Origin of the sequence: Skermanella rosea, from assembly GCF_016806835.2 — a bacterium.
Taxonomy (GTDB): domain Bacteria; phylum Pseudomonadota; class Alphaproteobacteria; order Azospirillales; family Azospirillaceae; genus Skermanella; species Skermanella rosea.
This window is the reverse complement of the sequence record NZ_CP086111.1, coordinates 3,786,325-3,800,179: the sequence shown is the minus strand read 5'-3', so window position 1 is coordinate 3,800,179 and position 13,855 is coordinate 3,786,325. Positions and strand designations below refer to the sequence as shown.

12 protein-coding genes are annotated in these 13,855 nt (G+C 67.9%); 7 read left to right on the top strand and 5 right to left on the bottom strand.

Annotated features, from left to right (window positions below; genetic code table 11):
* Nucleotides 1-296: 296 nt before the first annotated feature.
* The 5 genes from JL101_RS17750 (at nt 297) to JL101_RS17730 (ending at nt 4,188) form a co-directional block, all read left to right on the top strand.
* Nucleotides 297-1,253 (top strand): helix-turn-helix transcriptional regulator, encoded by a 957-nt coding sequence (locus JL101_RS17750; RefSeq protein ID WP_203097159.1) that lies wholly within the window; start codon nt 297-299, stop codon nt 1,251-1,253.
* A 202-nt stretch (nt 1,254-1,455) separates the two neighbouring features.
* Nucleotides 1,456-2,292 (top strand): alpha/beta fold hydrolase, encoded by an 837-nt coding sequence (locus tag JL101_RS17745; RefSeq protein WP_203097160.1) that lies wholly within the window; start codon nt 1,456-1,458, stop codon nt 2,290-2,292.
* Nucleotides 2,293-2,513: 221 nt separating this feature from the next.
* Nucleotides 2,514-2,918: a four-helix bundle copper-binding protein gene (locus tag JL101_RS17740; protein WP_203097161.1), complete on the top strand. Its 405-nt coding sequence runs from the start codon at nt 2,514-2,516 to the stop codon at nt 2,916-2,918.
* Nucleotides 2,919-2,955: 37 nt separating this feature from the next.
* Nucleotides 2,956-3,135 carry a hypothetical protein gene (locus JL101_RS17735; RefSeq protein ID WP_203097162.1) on the top strand — a complete coding sequence of 60 codons (180 nt, stop codon included), beginning with the start codon at nt 2,956-2,958 and terminating at the stop codon, nt 3,133-3,135.
* Between the two features lie 135 nt (nt 3,136-3,270).
* Nucleotides 3,271-4,188 (top strand): lysylphosphatidylglycerol synthase domain-containing protein, encoded by a 918-nt coding sequence (locus JL101_RS17730; protein ID WP_203097163.1) that lies wholly within the window; start codon nt 3,271-3,273, stop codon nt 4,186-4,188.
* 21 nt (nt 4,189-4,209) lie between these two features.
* Here JL101_RS17730 and JL101_RS17725 read toward each other — a convergent pair whose 3' ends face one another.
* The 3 genes from JL101_RS17725 to JL101_RS17715 all read right to left on the bottom strand — a co-directional run bounded on the left by JL101_RS17725 (nt 4,210) and on the right by JL101_RS17715 (nt 8,643).
* A complete protein-coding gene (locus tag JL101_RS17725) occupies nt 4,210-5,595 on the bottom strand; it encodes a phospholipase D-like domain-containing protein (protein WP_203097164.1) in 1,386 nt (461 codons plus the stop codon).
* Between the two features lie 313 nt (nt 5,596-5,908).
* Nucleotides 5,909-6,556 carry a response regulator gene (locus tag JL101_RS17720; RefSeq protein WP_203097165.1) on the bottom strand — a complete coding sequence of 216 codons (648 nt, stop codon included), beginning with the start codon at nt 6,554-6,556 and terminating at the stop codon, nt 5,909-5,911.
* On the bottom strand, nt 6,553-8,643 hold the full coding sequence (locus JL101_RS17715) for a sensor histidine kinase (RefSeq protein ID WP_203097166.1): 2,091 nt from the start codon (nt 8,641-8,643) through the stop codon (nt 6,553-6,555). Before JL101_RS17715 ends, JL101_RS17720 begins: the two co-directional genes overlap by 4 nt.
* Nucleotides 8,644-8,962: 319 nt before the next feature.
* Here JL101_RS17715 and JL101_RS17710 point away from each other — a divergent pair, with 319 nt between their 5' ends.
* Both JL101_RS17710 and JL101_RS17705 read left to right on the top strand, forming a co-directional pair.
* Nucleotides 8,963-9,784: a TIGR02587 family membrane protein gene (locus tag JL101_RS17710; protein ID WP_203097167.1), complete on the top strand. Its 822-nt coding sequence runs from the start codon at nt 8,963-8,965 to the stop codon at nt 9,782-9,784.
* Between the two features lie 8 nt (nt 9,785-9,792).
* Nucleotides 9,793-10,221, top strand: a complete 429-nt coding sequence (locus JL101_RS17705; protein WP_203097168.1) for a hypothetical protein — start codon at nt 9,793-9,795, stop codon at nt 10,219-10,221.
* 18 nt (nt 10,222-10,239) lie between these two features.
* Here the strand turns inward: JL101_RS17705 and JL101_RS17700 are convergent, their stop codons facing one another.
* Both JL101_RS17700 and JL101_RS17695 read right to left on the bottom strand, forming a co-directional pair.
* The gene (locus tag JL101_RS17700; RefSeq protein ID WP_203097169.1) at nt 10,240-13,059 is read right to left on the bottom strand and encodes an AsmA family protein; all 2,820 of its coding nucleotides are present in this window, start codon (nt 13,057-13,059) and stop codon (nt 10,240-10,242) included.
* An 87-nt stretch (nt 13,060-13,146) separates the two neighbouring features.
* Nucleotides 13,147-13,785 (bottom strand): hypothetical protein, encoded by a 639-nt coding sequence (locus tag JL101_RS17695; RefSeq protein ID WP_203097170.1) that lies wholly within the window; start codon nt 13,783-13,785, stop codon nt 13,147-13,149.
* Nucleotides 13,786-13,855: the final 70 nt, after the last annotated feature.

Sequence of the window (13,855 nt, the reverse complement as noted above, 5' to 3'; positions counted from 1 at the left end):
ATATGGCAAGCTTATCTTCCGGAACCCCGGCCGCGGGCGCATTCCCTGCTCAAGGCACTCCGTCGATCCATACGGAACGGCCGATATCTAAACCAAGGTCTAGGTTGGTTAGCCCATGGCAGTACGCGGTCCAATCTGCGTGCAATGGCTTCCCGCTATCATACCCGAATATTCTCCGCCGTCGAAAAGCAGTCGGCTGCCGCTCCCGGCGCGGCTTGCCGCTGCGTCGCGGGTCTGTTCCCACGTCGCGGAAGCGCCGTCGCCGGATACCGACCGGCAAACCAAGGGAGACCACGATGACAAGGGCCGCCGGAAGCAACCTCGACCTGCGTTTCATCCCGGTGCCGGATCGGCCGGCCGTCCTGGTCCGCAGGCTCGGACGAGGGATGGTGGGCATCGCGCGGGTCCGATGCGGCATCGACGGACTGGGGATGCTGGACCCCCCGGCGATCGAGGACGCGTTCCTGATCAGCCATTACCTCTCCGACTTCCGCTCGGACGTCTGGGTGGATGGCAGGCCCGTGGAGAAGCCGGCGAACATCGCCGGGCTGACGAGCATCCATGATCTGCGGTGCGACATCGCCTGCCGCATGCACACGGCCTTCGATATCATGACCTTCCATATGCCGCGCACCGTGCTGGACTCCCTGCTTCCCGACGGGCGGGCGGAACGGCTGAGGGATCTCGCCATCGAACCGGGCCGTCCCGTCGACGATCCGTCGATCGCGGCGCTGGCGGCCGCCATGCTGCCGGCGCTCACGATGCCCGAACGGGTCGGCCTGCTGCTGATCGACCATCTCACCTGCGCATTGGCGAACCATGTCCTGACCGCGTATGGCCGGCTGTCCCCGGCCAAGGGAGTCGGGAAGCTCGCTCCCTGGCAGGAGCGGCGGGCCAAGGACATGATCTCCGCCCGGCTCGACGGCGAGATCCGGTTGGCGGAACTCGCCGCGGAGTGCCGCCTGTCGGTCGGTCATTTCGTCCGCGCCTTCCGCCATACCACCGACACCACCCCGTACCAGTGGCTGCTCCGGCGGCGTGTCGAGCATGCCAAGGCGCTGATGCGGGACGGCACCCGGTCGCTCGCCGACATCGCGCTCGACTGCGGCTTCGCCGACCAGAGCCACTTCACCCGCACCTTCGGCCGCCTGGTCGGCATGACCCCCCGCGTCTGGCGCCACCGCGACGCGGCGGCTTTCGGCGCGCCGGATTACGGCAGGACGGGAAGCACGGCGGACGCACGGACCGCCTGACCGGAACGTCCGCCGCGATGCGCAGAATCTTCAAAATCCGTTCCTATGCGGCAATCGGCCATCCGGGCGATCCGATACCATCGGCACATCGACACGGTGATCGGCGAACCCCGATGCCCGGCTTCCGGGAATCCTCACGCCCGCGGTGGCCGTGCAAATCGCGCCTGCCGATCGCCGGACCAAGCCACAAGGGAACAGTGCCATGCTCCAGGGCAGCTACGTGACCACCAGCGACGGTGTCCAGATCTACGTCAAGCAATGGGGGCCGCAGACCGGTCAGCCGGTCGTCTTCAGCCACGGGTGGCCGCTGACCGGCGACGCCTTCGAGGACCAGATGCTCTTCCTGGCCCAGCACGGCTACCGGGTGATCGCCCATGACCGGCGCGGGCACGGCCGGTCGTCGCAGCCGGGCTTCGGCAACGACATGGACCACTACGCCGACGACCTCGCGGCCGTCGTCGAGGCGCTGGCCCTGAAGGAGGCCGTCCATGTCGGTCACTCCACCGGAGGCGGCGAAGTCGCCCGCTACATCGGCCGGCACGGCGTGTCCCGCGTCGCCAAGGCCGTGCTGATCGGTGCCGTCACGCCCATCATGGTCAGGACCGGCTGGAACCCGGAAGGCGTGCCGCCGGAGGTGTTCGACGGCATCCGCGCCGGCGTGAAGGCCGACCGCTCCCAGTTGTTCAAGGACTTCACCCCCACCTTCTACGGCTACAACCGTCCCGGCGCCAAGGTTTCGCAAGGGGTGATGGACACCTTCTGGATGCAGGGAATGCAGGGCGGCCTGCTGGCGCTGTACGAGTGCGTAAAGGCCTTTTCGGAGACCGACCAGCGCGAGGACCTGAAGAAGATGACCATCCCGACGCTGGTGCTGCACGGCGACGACGACCAGGTCGTCCCGCTGGCGACCACCGGCATGGCGGCGGCATCCATTCTGCCGCAAGGCACGCTGAAGATCGTTCCCGGCGCCCCGCACGGCCTGTGCACCACCCACAAGGACCAGGTGAACGAGGAACTCCTCGCCTTCCTCAAGGGCTGAACCGCGGCCCGCGGCGCGGCGTCGGATCAGTTCCGATCCCCTCGTCAGGGGCCGCTCCACCACGGCCGGCGCTCCCGCCCGGTTTCCGACCGCCGGTCGGAGGCAGGTCCTTTTTCGACGGCCGGCACATTTTGCGCGCGATCCGGTGCGTCGGGGACTGTTTGCAGCACGAGGCGCCATAATTGGAGCAGAAGCCTCGTCAAACATGAGGAGACGGTAAGATGATGGTTCGCGAAATGATCGGGACGCATCCCGATGTAAAGGGAAACATCAACGACGCCCTGATCCGATGCATCGAGGAGTGCTATTCCTGTGCCCAGACCTGCACCGCCTGCGCGGACGCCTGTCTGGCGGAGGATATGGTGAAGGAGCTCCGCCAGTGCATTCGGCTGAATCTCGACTGCGCGGACATCTGCGCGGCGACCGGTTCGATCGCGTCGCGCCGGACCGGGTCGAACGAGGAACTGATCCGCCTGACGCTGCAGGCCTGCGCGACCGCCTGCCGCCTGTGCGGCGCGGAATGCGACGGCCATGCGTCGAAGCACGAGCATTGCCGGGTCTGCGCGGAGTCGTGCCGCCGGTGCGAGCAGGCGTGCCAAGCCGCGCTCCAGAGCATGAAGGCCTGATCGGGCTGCATCCTGGAGAGTCGGAACGAGGAGAAAAATGATGACGAACGACAAGGACGGCAAAGACAAGCCGGAACAGCCGGGCGACGCGCAGCGGCAAGGCACCCGCGTCAAGACGGAGAACCTTGGCGACGCGCGTTCGGACATGGGGGCTGATGACACGACGCCGGAAGATTATGGCGCCGAGAAAGCGCCCAATCCCGGCCATCCGGTCTGACCGGGGAAATCCTTCCTGATCCAGGCTGCCGTCCGCTTCGGTTCCCGGACCGCGCGACCGGCGCGGCCGGCAGCCACGGGAGGATGACGTTCGCATTCCTGAAGGCCCGTTCCTGAAGGGGAGGTGTCCCGGCACTTGAAGAAATACGCTCCCGCCATCACCGTGATCGCCATAGGGATCGCGGGTTTCCTGCTCTACCGGGCGCTGGGCCGGTACAGTTTCGATGAGGTGCTTTCCTCGGTCGCCATGGTCCCCTGGACCCGCCTTCTGACGGCGGGCGGCTTCGCCGCGGCCAGCTACGCCTGCCTGACCGGATTCGACGCCCTGGGCGTGCGGTATGCCGGGCGGTCGCTTCCCTACCGGAAGGTGGCGCTCGCCTCCTTCACCGCATTGTCGATCGGGCACAATCTCGGTTTCGCGGCCCTGAGCAGCGGGGCGGTGCGCTACCGCTTCTATACCCGCTGGGGATTGGCGCCGATCGAGGTCGCGCAGATCATCGTTTTCTGCGGCGCCACCGTTCTCCTGGGCCTCCTGATCCTTGGCGGCACCGCGCTGCTGCTCCATCCGGGGCTCGCGGAGCAGGCGTCCGGGTTCGCTCGGGGAACAGTGATCGGCCTGGGCGCCGGCTGTCTCGGCGTGGCGGCGGCCTATATCGTGCTCGCGGCACTCATGCGGCGACCCCTGCGGCTGCGCGGATGGACCTTCAGGATGCCCGGGCTGCGCCTGGCGGTCGGTCAGGCCGTCGTCGGGACGGTGAATTTCTCGCTGGTGGCGGCGTGCCTCCACCAGATCCTGGCCGGCATCGCCGATGTCTCCTACCCGGCGGTGGCCTCCGCCTATGCGATCGCCAACGCCACCGCCCTGGTCGCCCACGTGCCCGGCGGCCTCGGCGTGATAGAGGGCGTCGTCCTGCTCCTTCTGCCCGGGGCACAGGTGTTCGGCGCCCTCGTGGTCTTCCGCGCGGTCTATTTCCTGGTGCCGCTCGCCATCGGCGGGACCGCCTTCCTGGTATCCGAGGCGATGAGGCGGACAAGTTCCGATGCCCGGGCCTGACCATCGCGCCGCCGGGTGCGGTCAACGATCCCATACCCTGCCCAGGATCCGCAGCGGCTCGAACGGGGCGTCCGGATCGAACAGGCCCGTCCCGGGCAGGGTCGTGGTCGGTCCCGTCCCGTCCAGGCACCGGAAGGGCCTGAGCCTCCGCGGCCCTCCGTTCAGGCCGTCCACCGCGCGCAGCAGGGAACGCTCGACGGCCAGGACGCTTTCCAGCCGCTCGACGCTGGTGCCGAGATGCTCAGCGATCAGGCGGTTCCTCAGCCGGACGATGACTCGGCGGGTCTCGTCGTCCCGGGCCTCCAGGGCGAGGTCGCATTCCGTGTCGAGACCCATGGAACGGTTGTTCAGGTTGGAGGAGCCCAGGCGCAGGAACCGGTCGTCGACGACCAGCAGCTTGGAATGGACCAGGATCTCCTGCTCGCCCCCGGCGGATGGCACGACCGGGGAGCCGGCCCGCAGGCGGTGATGGCGGTCGGCCGACTTCAGGCGGCGCACCAGCCGGTCGCGATTGGAACCCATGACGAAGCGCTCGACGACCCCGTGGAAGTCTTCCGACGTGACGATGACGATCTCCGGGCCGTCGTCGGCGGCCAGATGGTCCGCCAGGCAGTCGCCGACCGCCGGCGCGGTCAGGTACTGCGCCTCGATGTAGATCGCTTCGCGGGCGGACCCGAGGGCATCGAGGGTCAGTTCCGCCACCTCCCGGATCGCGGGGGCCGTCTTTCGGGGCGGAACGGTTCGGGAAATGCCGATCGAGCCATTCGTGAAGTCCGGTTCGAGGCCCGGGGGCCAGGGATCCCCGGGTGCTTCCACAGGGCCGAGCGTCTCGCCGGTGGCGTCCTCCCAGCGGCGCCGGATCAGGTCGGCGAGCGCTCCGGCCACGGCACCGTCGACGATCATCTGCAGGTCGTGGACGGGATCGTAGGCGGCACCATCGGGATCGATGCGGCAGGCGTCATCCATGCCGTGGCGCGGCGTGTCCCATCGCTGGACGGTAAGATCCATGCCGCCCGCGAATGCCACCGCGTCGTCTATGCAGACCAGCTTCTGGTGATGGGAGGCGTTCAGCGGATGCTCGCGGTCCAGGCGCAGGTGGATGCGCGGATGGTGCTGCCAGTCGGCACCCATGAGAAGGGGCTTCGGGGCGCTCTGCCCGTAGAACACCGAATAGTCCCAGACCAGTATCCGCACTTCCAGCCCGGGCCGCTCCTCCACCAGGCCGCGCAGCAGGTGGCTGAGGGGGCGGCGCCCTTGCGGTCCGGAACGGGGGCGGAGCGCGATCCGGCCGTCGAAGTCCCAGCCGACGATCAGGACGGAGCGCTGCGCCCGGAGCAAGGCCTCCTCCAGCCGTTCGAAGTAATCGGCGGCGTCGATCAGGACGGCCGCCCGGTCGAAGGGCGCCACGCACCAGCAGTTCCGGCCCGGCTCAAGGATGCCTCCCCCGCCCCTCGGTGAGGACGTATGCGCAGGGCCCGTTTTCCGGTCCGGAAGATCTGGGCTCATGGTTTCTCCTGCCGATGGAGCGTTCGGAGGTCCGGTCTCCTTTTTCGGTCGGCCGCGTGCGCAAGGAAACCGGGATGCCCTCTCGGGATTCGGGTGCTTCCGGGGGAACAGTGCCTGATCAGGCGGGTTCCTGCCGGATTCCCCGCAGGACACGGAGGGCGATCCGTCCGTCCCGTCGCCCGATGCCGGCCTCGGCGCGGAAAGGCGGACCGCGTCAGATGCTTTCCAGCCAGCCGTGGGCGACGCCGTAGCGGACTATGTCCACCCGGGTGCGCAGGTTCAGTTTCTCGGACGCCCGCGCCTTGTAGGTCTCGACGGTCTTGATGCTCACGTCGAGCCGGGCCGCGATCTCCTTGTTGCTGAAACCCTGCGCCGTCAGCCTTAGGACCTCCGTCTCGCGCTGGCTGAGATGTTCCTTTTCCGACGACGCCGACCCGTTGTGCGCCGTCTCCGGAAGCGCCTTGTCCGCTATTTCCGGATCGAGGAAGACGCCTCCGGCCGCGACGGCGCGGATGGCCCGGACGAGATCCTCGGCCGCGGACCGCTTCAGGATATAGCCCCTGACGCCGGCTTGCAGCAGCAGCTGGACGTAACCCCGGTCCTCGTGGACCGTCAGTGCCAGCAGCTTGACCTTGGGGCAGGTCTCCGCGACATGGCGGGCGATGTCCAGCCCGCTGAGATCGGGGAGGGAGATGTCGATGACCGCGATGTCCGGGGCGGCCTGCCGGATCAACTCGATGGCGGCCCTGCCCGTGGTGGCGTCGCCGACGAGCGTGATCTCGGGCGCCGCCTGAAGCAGCGCCTTGATGCCGGCCAGGACCACGGGATGGTCGTCCGCCACTGCGACGCGGATGTCTGTCATGAGTCCGACCTCTGCTGATTCTGTGGAACCGGGACCTGTACGTAGAGCGACGTCCCCGCGCCGGGCGAGGACTCGATCATCACCGAACCGCCGATCAGGGACAGGCGCTCGCGGATGCCGGACAGGCCCAGGTGAGGGATGCCGTTCGCGCCTGCGGCGGCATTGTCCCCCAGGATGCCTGCCGTATCGAAGCCCCGGCCGTTGTCCTCGATGATGATGCGGAGATGATTGGTCTTGCGCTCGAGCAATATGCTGACGAAGGAGGCGGACGCGTGCTTCAGCACGTTGGTCAGCGCCTCCTGCACGACGCGGTAGACGACGGTTTCCGTTTCCGCCGGGAGACGGCCGTCGCTTCCGATCGACTGGATATCGACGGGAACCGCGTACCGCTCGCTCCAGTCCGCCGCATAGGTCCGCAGGGCCTTTTCCAGCCCCAGGTCGTCGAGCGCCGTCGGGCGAAGGTTGGCCGCGACACGATGCAGGTCGCGGCCGATTTCGGCGGTCAGGTTGCGCAGCCAATGGACCCGTTCGATCAGCGGCTTCGTCCCCGGAGCCTGCTCAAGCCCCTGTTCGAGCCCTTTCAGCCCGAACGCCAGCCCGGTGACGGTCTGGCCGACCTGGTCGTGCAGCTCGCGCGCGATGTGTCTCCGCTCGTCCTCCTGGGCCTGCGCCAGTTGCCGAAGCAGCGCGTTGTGGCGGGCGTCGGCCTGCTTGCGATGGTCGATGTCGGCGATGACGCCCTGAAGAAGCTCGGGTCCGTTCTCCTCGATACGCTGGCATCTCCCGATGAGGCGAACCCAATGCACGCTTTCGTCCCGGCGAACCGTCCTGAACTCGATTTCGATCGGCCGGTCTCCCTTCAGGCACTGCTGGACCGCCTCGTCCACCCGGGGCCGGTCGTCCGGATGGACGGCATCCTGCATGTGCCGGTGCTGCCAGGCGTTGATCTCACCGGATGGGGACAGCCGTGGAAGGCCGAGCAGCTCGGCCGCCCGGGCGCAGGCCTCCAACCTGTCGTTCTCGGCGTTCCAGCGCCATGTTCCCAGGGCCGCGGCCTCGAGCGCCATGGCGCGATGCTCCTCGCTCGCCTGCAGCATCAGGGTGGCCCTGGTCCGCTCGTAATGCCGCCGCTGCGCGATGTCGCGCGCCACCACGATGGAGAGGGCCCCGGCCAGCACCAGGCTGAGGATGCCGCCGCCGGCCAGGAGGTATTGCGACTTCTCCACCGGTGCGTCGAGCAGTTCGCTGGATATGCCGAAATGCACCGACCAGCCGTCGGTATGGGGCAGCAGCTGATATGCCACCTCCACGTCGACCCCCTCCAGGGTCTTGCCGCGGTAGAAACCTCCCGGCGCGCGGGTCACGGCCTCCCGCGACGTCTCGCTCGCGGGATTGCCTATCGTGAAGCCCTCGTCGAGGGTGCGGGCCACGAGGTTGCCGCGCGCGTCGACCACGCCGCCGATCCAGCCCGCCGGTACGCCGGCGTCCCGCAGGATCGCGCTGATCGACTTCGGTTCGAACGCCACGGAGAGGACGAACCGGAGTCGGTCGTCGCGGACGACGGGAACGCGCAAGGCGACCAGCTGCAGGCCTGAAACCGGGCCGATCGGGCCGATCCCGCTGACGGCGGGCTGCCGGGTCTGGACGACCTTGTCGAAGCTGGAACGCTCGGCGGAAGGTCCCAGGTCCCGCCCCAAGGGACGCAGCAGGTTGAGCACCTGGGCGCCTGAAGGGTCGGCAAGTTCGACGGTGTGCCAGAGCGGATTGTCGGCCTTCAGCCGGCGTGCCTCGGTGTAGAAGTTCCGAAGATCGTCGCCGTCGAGCGCGGAGGAGGCGGCCAGCCCCTGCAGTTTCCCCAGATGGTTCTGCAGTTCGGACGACACCCGTTCGGTGACGTCCTCGACCCTTTCCAGTATGTCCCGGCGGCTGTCGGACCGCTTCTTTTCCGCGGAGAGATGGGAGGCCCATAGGCCGAACAGCAGGATGGGTATCGCGGCGGTCAGGACCAGCAGCAACAGCGGCTGGCTGGCTTTGTCGATGCCGGTTCCGAAACCGGTCGGAAAACGCCTGTGAACACTTGCCAGCATCGAGCGCCACCTCGTCGTGAGGTGCCCGGCAGGGATGGCGTCCGCGACGGTTCCGGGGGTCCGCCGGGTCATGGCGGATCCATCGCCGGCGGCCGGCGGGTGCCGCCGTGGGGAATTCGTTCCACCTCGATCGACCTTGGCATGTTCAATCCGCACGGTTTCCCGCAGATCGTCCATGATGGCATAACCGACATCCCTATGCTGAAAGGAGATACCCTCATGTCTGTCAGGATTTTCCTGACAGACCCCCTGTCCGGCACGATCCCGCGCATGCCGCGTTCTAGAAACAGCAATGGCACGCGATGTCGTCGGGGAAGAAATGGAACAGGCGAATCGGACCGACTTCATGGGGCTTGCGCGCGCGTTCGGCGGCGCCATCGTCTTCGCGTTTCCGTTATTGATGACGATGGAGATGTGGTGGCTGGGCTTCTATCTCGACCGGCTGCGCCTGGCACTCTTCCTGACGGTCAATTTTCCCGTGCTGATCGGTCTTTCCTACTATTCCGGCATCAAGGACACCTTCGACTGGCGAGACGATGTCGTGGACGCGCTCACGGCCTATATGGTCGGCTTCGTTTCCTCGGCCGTCATGCTGGCGATGATGGGTATCGTCATGCCCGACCAGCACTGGCAGGAGATCCTCGGCAAGATCTCTCTCCAGGCGGTTCCGGCCAGCATCGGGGCCATACTGGCGCGCCAGCAACTCGGCGGCGACGAAAGATACGGGGACGAGACGGAGCACCGCAAGGAAGACGCCTCCTACAGGGGCGAGCTGTTCCTGATGATGGCGGGGGCGCTCTTCATGGCGTTCAACGTCGCTCCCACCGAGGAGATGGTCCTGATCGCCTACAAGATGACGGAATGGCACGCCCTGGCGCTGGCGTTCACCTCGATCCTGCTCCTGCACGTCTTCGTCTATACGGTCGGCTTCGGCGGGCAGGAGCGCCGGGAGGGCGCGTTCCTCCATGTCCTCCTGCGGTTTACCATCACGGGGTACGCGATCGCCCTGCTGGTCAGCCTCTATGTGCTCTGGACCTTCGGGCGCACCGACGCCGCCGGGATCTTCGAGACCGCGAAGATGATGGTGGTGATCGGCTTCCCCGGCGCGCTCGGCGCGGCGCTCGCCCGGCTCATACTGTAGGAGGAACCATGCGGAACGAGCCAGGATCCCGGGGGGACGCCGATCGCCGGCCTGAACGGGGCCCGCAGCAGGTGCCTCCGCTGGAATGGGCGACGGCGCTGCTGGGCCTCGCCATGATGGTCGGTTCGATCGGCCTCATCCTCTACGATGCCTTCGATCAGGATACTCCGCCGAAGCTGCAGGCCCATGCGGAGCGGCATTCTACGATCGATGGCCGCCATCTGGTGGAGTTCGTGGTCACCAACGACGGCGGCGCCACCGCCGCCAGGGTCACGGTGGAAGGCACTCTCGGCAAGGCGGGGACGGCGGTGGAAACCGCTTCGGTCACCTTCGATTACGTTCCGGCGCATTCCCGGACGCGGGGCGGGATGCTGTTCGACCATGACCCCGGCACCCACGACGTGACCTTCGAGGCGAAGTCGTACACGGAGCCGTAACCGCGGGACGTTCCGGCGTCAGGGGTCCTGGGCCGTCGTGTCGTCCTGCGCGGACGGTATATCCCGGTTTTCCGACACGCGGTCCAGGGCCGTCCGGCATGCCCGGTTCCGGGCGAGTTCCGCTCCCAGCGACGCGCCCAGGTCTATGGTCGGATCGGACAGCGTTCCGCCCAGCTCGATCGGGACGGCAATGCTGAAGAACCGGCGTTCCCTGGGATGGGGCGTGAAGCGCAGGTCGAGGGTCTCCTCGGCCAGGTCGATCCGCCCCTTGCCCCTGATGGCGACCTCCGGCGTGGCGAAGATGAGGGTTTCCGGGTCCACGACCCCGTCCGTCACGTCGAACGATCCGATCATGCAGTCCACCGGCGTCGAATCGTCGGACGAAAACAGCAGGTCGAGCACCTGGGTGAACGACAGGGCGAGGGCATTGACCAGCTTCGTATTGATCCGGCCGTCCGTTATGTAGAACCGCACCTGCCCATCCAGCCCGGCGGCGAGTGCGTCCGGCGTATTGCCGGCGCTGTCGAGCGTCATCGATCCCGAGACGAGGCCCTGGACCTTCTGCGTCACGCCGAGCGACGTCAGCAGGGCATCGCTGCTGATCCGCTCCGCCGATACCTGCCCGTGAAGCGCCGGCGGCCGTGCGTTGGCGTCCAGGGTGGCCGTCGTGCGGGTCCGCCCCTCGGCGAAGTCGACGGCCAGCGGCTGGACCCTCAGCACCCCCTTGTCCAGCGTCGCCTCCGCGCTCAGGCCGGAGAGCGGCAGGTCGGTGCCGCTGAACTCCGCCACCTGGACGGAGAGACGGGCGTCCACTTGCTTCAGGCGGTCGAAGGGCAGGGATGTGGCGGGAATGACGCCCCCGTCACCTGAGCCGTCGCCCGCGGACTCGCCGCCGGAACCGTCGGGCGAGGACGGCGCCAGCCCGCGAAGCTCGTCCAGGGCGAGACGGTCGACGGAGAGGTCGGCGCGAACCATCGGCCGGTCGCCGGACAGGTCCAGGCTGCCCGAACCCGTGGCCCGGCTCGCGCCGACCACCGCCAGGAGATCGGCGACCTTCGCCGTGCTCCCCTCATAATGGACATTCGCCTCCAGCCGGTGGCCGAGGCCCGGCGTACCGGCCTGGACGCCCGCGATTTCCAGGATCGGAGCCAGGCTGGGGCCATGCGCGCGCACCTCCAGGTCCCACGCGGGCGGGTTGTCCAGGGTGGCGGTGCCGGAATCCAGGGAACCGGTCACCGACAGATCGGTTTCGGCGACGGTTCCCTGGATCCGGATCGGCACCGTGCCGCCGGAGGGCTGGCCGTCCTCGCCGATATGGACGCCGAGGTCGAGCGGGACGTTCCGAACGTGGCCGTCCATCGACAGGTCGGCCGCCACCGCCAGGGTCGACAGGATGCGGTCGACCGTGCTCCCGCTGGCACGGAGATCCAGGCTGCCCCCGACCGTTCCCCGGGCCGGCACCGCGGTCCCGACCAGATCGAGAAGCGCGTCCAACGCCAGATCATTCAGTTCCGCGTGGGCGCTGTGCGAGGCGGGCCGTGCCGCCGCATTGACCACGAGCCGTCCGGTCGCCGTTCCGCCGGCTCCCGAAAGCTGGAGGGGATCCACGGTCAAGGTGCCCTCCGTCACGCGGGCCTCGGCGGTCAGGGATGAAACCGGCAGTCCGGACGACCGGATCGGGTCGGCGACCAGTCGGATGTCGCCGTCGAAACGGGTCAGCATGTCCAGCGGCAGCCCGGCGCCGCCATCCGGGTCCTGCCCGCCCGACGCATTCCCGGTATCCAGCCCGGCGGCGATTTCCCGCAGCTGGTCCAGGGCCAGGGGCATGGCCCACAGGTTGGCCGAAACGGAGGGGTGCTGGCCGGACAGGTCCAGGTCGGCGGTTCCCTGGACGGTGGTATCGCCCAGGTCCATCGTCAGCTTTCCGACCTGCCAGCTAGGATGGCTGCCGCTCACTTCCGCTTCGAGGCGCCAACCCGGCCGGGGCGCCATCCGCATGTCCAGGTACCGGAGGATGGTCCCGGCATCGGGCCCGGAACCGGTCAGCCGCAGATCCAGCTTGCGGGTACCCAAGGGGTCGACGAGTTGCCCTTCGGCCGTGAGCTTGGACTCCGCCGCCGCCAGGTCGATCCGCACGGGCGCCCCGTCGCCGTCGGCGGCACCTTCCGCGCGCAAGTCGTTCAGCGACATCGCGGTGCCGCTGACCTGGAGCGGCGGCACATCCGGCCTTGGAGGATCGCTCGCTTCCGCCGTGGCCTGGATGGCGATCGGGCTGGCCGCGTCCGTCGCCTCGATCCTCAGCTGCGACAGCCGCCCGGAAGGGATCGTACCGGAACCCGCGTCACGGTAGGTGACGGTTCCGTCGACGACCAGTACCCGCTCGAGGCCATGGAGATCGAGACCCGGTTCGGACGTCTTCCCACCGGAACCGAGGAGACCCCGCCAGGTGGTCCTGCCGGACGCGTCGCGTTCCAGGAAGGCCTTGGGCTGCTCGACATCCAACAGCGGAATGGCCGGATCCAGCGCCAGCAGGCTTGCCGGATCCAGTCCGACGCGCAGCGTCGCGACATCGAGCAGGTCGGGGTGGCTGGCCCAGTCGGGGTTGTCAACCGAGATCCGGTATGCGGTCACGACCGTCGGGCGCCCCCAGTCGATGGTGACCGGCCCGCCGACGACGACTTCCCGGCCGGCAACCTTGGTTGCAGCCCATCCCGCGACGGCGGCAAGCCTCTCGCCTTCCAGGAACGTGATGGCGCTGCCGGCCATCACGACCAGCCCTGCGCAAAGGGAGGCCAAGCCGAGGATCACGGCGGTTATCGTCCCGAGCATGCGGGCCATGTTCAGTCTCCCGTCACATCCTGGGAGGAGTAGGTATCCGATGACGGTGCCACCCGGGATGGACCCGGATGGCACGCGACTTCAAGGTTACTGCTTCTGTCCACCGGACTGCTGGGACGAGGAGCTGCCGTTGCTCGCCTCCGACGATCCGGTCGTGGCGGACGGGTCGATCATCATGGTGATCTGATCGCCATTCTGCGTCTTGCCGCGGGCGAGATAGGTCGCATCCAGGATCTGGACGTTCTGGAAGCCGGCCTTGGTCAGCGCCGTGCGGACCTGCTGCTGGCTCGCCAGCGACGCCTGCTGGCCGCCGCCGGCCTGCGCGGATGCACCCTGCTGGCTGCCCGGCTGCTGATTGCCGGCCTGCTGCTGCCCGGAGGAGCCGCCCTGGCCACCGCTGCCGGAACCGCTGCCGGAACCGCCGCCGGAACCGGACGCCGCCATGGCCGCAGCCGGATCGACCACGAAGGTGACCTGCTCACCCTGCTTGGTGACCGCGCTGACGAGATAGGAGGCATTGAGCACCTGGACGTCCTGGATACCTGCCTGCTTCAGGCTGTTCTCGACCTCCTTGTAGCTCCTGGTCATGTCCTGCTGGCTGCCGCTCTGCTGTGCGCTGCCCTGCGGTTTGCCGCTCTGCTGCCCGCCGCTCTGCTGGCTTTGGGCGAGGGCGACCGGCGAGACCGAAAGGGCCATTGCCACGACGGGAATCATGAGTGTACGCATGGGTTCTTTCCTTCCATCCGATTTATGTGATGACGAGCGTTCGTTCTGGCCGCTCTTCCGCCTGATGCCG